Source organism: Pseudomonas zhanjiangensis, assembly GCF_041027545.1.
Taxonomy (GTDB): Bacteria; Pseudomonadota; Gammaproteobacteria; order Pseudomonadales; family Pseudomonadaceae; genus Aquipseudomonas; species Aquipseudomonas zhanjiangensis.
In genome coordinates this window covers 1-4,613 of the sequence record NZ_JBFTEG010000041.1, presented here as the reverse complement: position 1 = coordinate 4,613, position 4,613 = coordinate 1, and the positions used below count along the sequence as shown (strand labels likewise).

The window sequence follows — 4,613 nt, the reverse complement described above, 5'->3', positions numbered from 1 at the left end:
ACCGCGAGGGGTAAGACGGGCATGTTTATGCAGGTTCATTCGGGGCTCCTGGAAGGCTTGGTTGGTCGCACTTCCAGAATTCCGGGAATGCCCCGGATGAACAACCTACTGAGAGATCACAGCTAGCGCCTCTGAAAGGCGCAAGCCCGTGAAGAAAACGAACTCGTAGAAGGCCGCGTAAATTGAACTCGGCCAATGCTCGTTTTGGTACAGCCGCTCAATGATGAGGTTGGCTTCGTCTTGAGTGAATGGATCGATTTCCTTACGCGATCGTTTGGGCTTTTCTAGTGGGTCTGCCGGGTTTCGCTCAATGACTCCATCTGCCACCGCTGCCTTCAAAATTGTGGAGATCTTGAAAAGCGCATTTCGTTTGACGCCGGGCGATATCCACTTTGTCCCGGCAACGATACGGCGTAACAGGGTGGTTGTGATGAGGTCGACTCGCATCAGCGCCAAATGCGGCATCCAATATCGGTTAAGCACGCTTCTGTAGTTGACCCTGGTGCCAGCCGCAATGTCCCGGCTATCCAGCCACAGCTGAGTGAACTCGCCAAAGCACATAGCACCGCTCACGGGCACGGCCGAGCTGGGAAACAGTTCCACGTACTTGGCGTCGTCCAACAGCCCCATCTTGGCTAGGCGGACTACTTGATCTCTAAGAATGGATGCAGCAGCGATCCCTTTCTGCGTGACGGGATACGGGAGCGTTTCACTGCAACGTCGCCCGTTCCAGATGAACCGCACACGGATTGAGTTGCGGAAAACTTCCACCCCGGTGGGCATATCCATTGGCTTTCTAGCCATTCATCATATCTCCGCTTGCTGTAGATAATCTGTCGGCCCGTTCTGATCCAAACCCCTTCCGGGATCTGTTTCCGCGCGCGCCTGGCTTGCAATGCTCTTTTGGTGGTACCGAGCAGCTCAGCCATTTGCTCTTCCGACACTTTGTCCATGTCACCATCCATAGCCATTCTCACGGCCATACTCGCAGCAGGCCTGGATGGGTGAAGTGCGAGCTTCTGTTGAGCTGGGAAACCAGTGCCGTGTGCCTTTGGGCCATGCGAACTTCTCCGATCGACGATGTGTGTGGAGTTCATCGTGATCGAAATCTCCGCCTGCAAGGACGCAATTCGTACCCAAAATGGGGTCAGGGCTAACGGGGTAGAACCCAGTTGAGTCAGCCTGCCATTGGAGCTGTAGATGCAACCCCGGACTGGTTTTTTCTGCTGTCCTGGATGTTGGCGCTAGGGGGCGAGTGCAGTGCTGAGCCTGAGCCTCTCGTATCGGATCTCTAAGCGCGCAGAAGTATCTTCTAAGCACTCGGTGAAGCTTGGGTGGACGAGCTTGGCCGGAGTGCATTCGTCAGCGTCTGGCCTGCGATATAGGTATGTCCGTGGGCATTTGCACCACCAAAAATGTTGGCCAAGCTGGCGAGCTAGGCAGTGAAGAAATGGATGGGGGTTGCGGCGTGCTGGACCTGACCGGCCAAGGCGGTTAGAGGCAGCTGCTGCGCCTGGCTCCGGTGTGCGAGGCGAGGGTTGTGGGTATCACTCCTCGGCTAAGCTGGCGGCTCTGAGTCGCGCTACCGCTTGGGACTTGGCGCGATTCGATACCGGCACCCTGTGCAGAACCTTCGGGGTGACTAAGGAGAGCGCCTCGCGCGCGGCACTATTTAGTTGTATTGGTTTCAACGAGGTGTCGCTGCCGAAGATAACCATCTGCTTGTGCAAGATGTTCGATGTGCTCTAATCGGTGCTGCCCCGATTCACTAGGCGCTAACCGCTTACGTGAGCCGCGCGGCGGAAAACTGCGCAGTCAGCTGTCGATGTCGAGCCATTGGCTGGCGATCTTGGGGGAGCAGAGTGGTGTCGGTTTAACGCCCTATCGGGCTGTCCAGAATCATTGAGCCACAACATGTTTCGTCACTAACTACCTACGTGGTGTCTCGGTCGAATTCGAAAGGCACCAGGTAGAGTCTGTAAGGCTCTCTTCCGGCCAGACTAGGTACTCCGGGCGGATTACCTTCAAAGAGTCGCTAAGCTATACAGACTCACACAAGCAGATAGCTCGCGAGTGCTTCCTGCATCTTGGATTCGCAGCACTTGGATCGGTTCGAGCACTTGTAACGACCGCTTCCATACGCCAGGAAATTTGGGCAAAGCTCGAAAACGCGCTTCCTGCGGGCACTTTGTCTGATGCGGGCGAGTATTTCAACGTCAAAATGAAGGATGGTACCTTCCGCTTGAAGTCCACGTCAGATAGGGCGCGTTCAGTTCTGCACGTGAGATCGCAATTCTCGCCGGCATACGTCGCTCAACTGTAACCTGCCGGCTGACCAAGACCATCTTTTCCCCTTGCGATCTGATGCATCTGGGGCACAGAAGTTACTTCTACTGCTTGGTCCAACGCACCCCGCTAATAGCTTTGAAATGGCTGATTCCTATCGATCCTCGTTCATTCCGGGCATTCGATCTTGCCCTGCTCATCAGTTCAGTGGGCCTCCTCGTGAGTGGCATAGTAGCGGCTGGCTCTTTCGGAGTCGCATGGTGCCGTTGTCCATCGCATCGTAAGCACGCCGGACTCACTTTGCGTGACTCAGGTAGGTACCCACTAATGTGGCAACAGTTGGCCGGCATAACTCGCACGCCGCGACGGCAGTCGTATGAGCACATCCTTAGGGTAGGCATACGGATCATGTCCATTCTTGCAGGTCGACTGGACAGGCTCATGATCGTCGTCGCCCGTTTGTCGCTGCGTAGCGACGCGTCAAACGATAAGTTCGTGCGCCCCAGGATCTACCGCCGAATCTGGTTCTCGACCTGATTATTGTCGATGGACACAGCACCATCCTCGGCATAGCGAGTCAGTGCCAGCCAGCGTTTGAGGCTGCAATCTAAGGCTTTCGCTGTTGCTGAGCCGTTGGGCACCAGATCACACTGGGCCGGCATCCTGTCATGCAGTGCGTTGAGGATAGTTGACGCCTTTTCCTGTCGTCGCCAGCGTTCTTCCTTGTTCATGTCGCGCACTTGGCGTTCGACTTCGTATAGCCCAGCGCTAGTCCGTTACTCCCTAACAGATAACAGGTGCTGACCCGTTTTCGGTTTACTTTTGTGAACCAGACTGGATCGGGCAAAGTGAACAAAAGTGCACCCTGGGAGCACCTTTTGAACTCTGCTCGCCATCGATTTTGGATATGCACCCCCTCAATTAGATCCTGTTTGAGGAGTTGGCCCTATCATTTCTCCTCGCTGGAGTCGGGGCATTGCCCTTTCCGCGAACGGCCAGGTCGAACAACCTATCTCAGTTTCGTAAAAAATTCTTGGCTGAAGCCCGCGTCAGCTGGTGGATACAGCTGGGTCAGGTTCGTTACTTGTGGTGAATGGAAAGAGAAAACAACGTGTGGGTCAGCCAAATGAGCTCGTCTTGGGTTCTGTTTATGGTTTTTCAAAACTTCAAACGAAAGTGACATAGGTCGTGTTCGCGAAGCTAGTGCTCTGTACGCTAGTAAATACGGGACTTTCATATGGGTCAGCTTCGCTGGAAATGTGGCGCGGCGGGCGTAATTATGCGCTCGCTCTGCTTGGTGGGCGGGATGGAACGTTGTTTTTCTAAATGGCGGGAGAAAAAGGGTCGCCATCATTTCGCGAGGCTGCCACTCGCGAGGCTGGTGGCGGCAATGGCCCCGGGGTGTCAGCTTCTGCATTTATGCCCAACGGCCAGGTCAGATCTACTCCGAATAACTTTGATCCAGAAATGCATGTTTTCTGAGAGTGAGCGGAAAAGTAAGGCTGCGAATAGTTGTGCGTTGCGGCAACGAGACCCTTGTAGGTCGCGGCTTTGCTAGAAGTTACTCATTTACCTTCCTCAATAGTACGGCTACCGAACTACTGAAAAGTGCGATTTAGGGTAATTCTCGGCCATTTCCCCCCCCTGCAATGCCCTGCTGACGCGGGGTGACCCTGAAATGGGGTCAAATTGACGGTTGAAAGCGCCAAAAATATAGGACGATTTCGCAAAATGTGAGATAGGAAGGAATGGTATTTATGTGGAAAACAGTTCGGCACATCGATGAGCAGCTGGCAGCACTGGATGCGTCTGACAACAAACTCATAGAGATGGCAACGGCACTCAATCAGGAGATGTGGGACGAGGCTATCCGGAAAAACTTTGTGCTTGTGAGGGCGGTTCAGGTGCGTCAGTGCCCAAATCGCTTTCGGATCGACTGGTGCCAGTTGCGGCATGTGAAGAAGGATGGAGTTGCAACCACGAAGGTTTTGCATAAGCGCATCCCGCTCAACAAGTCGGTGTCTAAAATCACCTACAAGCAGAGCCTGACCAGAATGGGCCGGCTCGACCAAAACCACCTCTCGCTCTTCAACCGCTACGACGAAAAGTTCGCCGCCATCCGAGAGTTGGCTGATCGCAACGGCGACTATCGAGCGGGCCTGCTTCGTATGCGTGCCATCGTGGGGGCGGTTGGCCTCTAGCTAGCTGTGATCTCTCAGTAGGTTGTTCATCCGGGGCATTCCCGGAATTCTGGAAGTGCGACCAACCAAGCCTTCCAGGAGCCCCGAATGAACCTGCATAAACATGCCCGTCTTACCCCTCGCGGT

At 54.5% G+C, this 4,613-nt stretch carries 1 protein-coding gene and 2 pseudogenes; 1 reads left to right on the top strand and 2 read right to left on the bottom strand.

Annotated elements, in window-relative coordinates:
- Positions 1-117: 117 nt before the first annotated feature.
- Positions 118-804, bottom strand: a pseudogene (locus AB5S05_RS21875) (Arm DNA-binding domain-containing protein); the annotation flags it as partial.
- A 1,806-nt stretch (positions 805-2,610) separates the two neighbouring features.
- Positions 2,611-3,053, bottom strand: a pseudogene (locus tag AB5S05_RS21870) (IS66 family transposase); the annotation flags it as partial.
- 990 nt (positions 3,054-4,043) lie between these two features.
- Here AB5S05_RS21870 and mobI point away from each other — a divergent pair.
- Positions 4,044-4,487, top strand: coding sequence for a conjugative transfer protein MobI(A/C) (gene mobI / locus AB5S05_RS21865; protein WP_369289611.1), 444 nt, complete (start codon positions 4,044-4,046; stop codon positions 4,485-4,487).
- Positions 4,488-4,613: the final 126 nt, after the last annotated feature.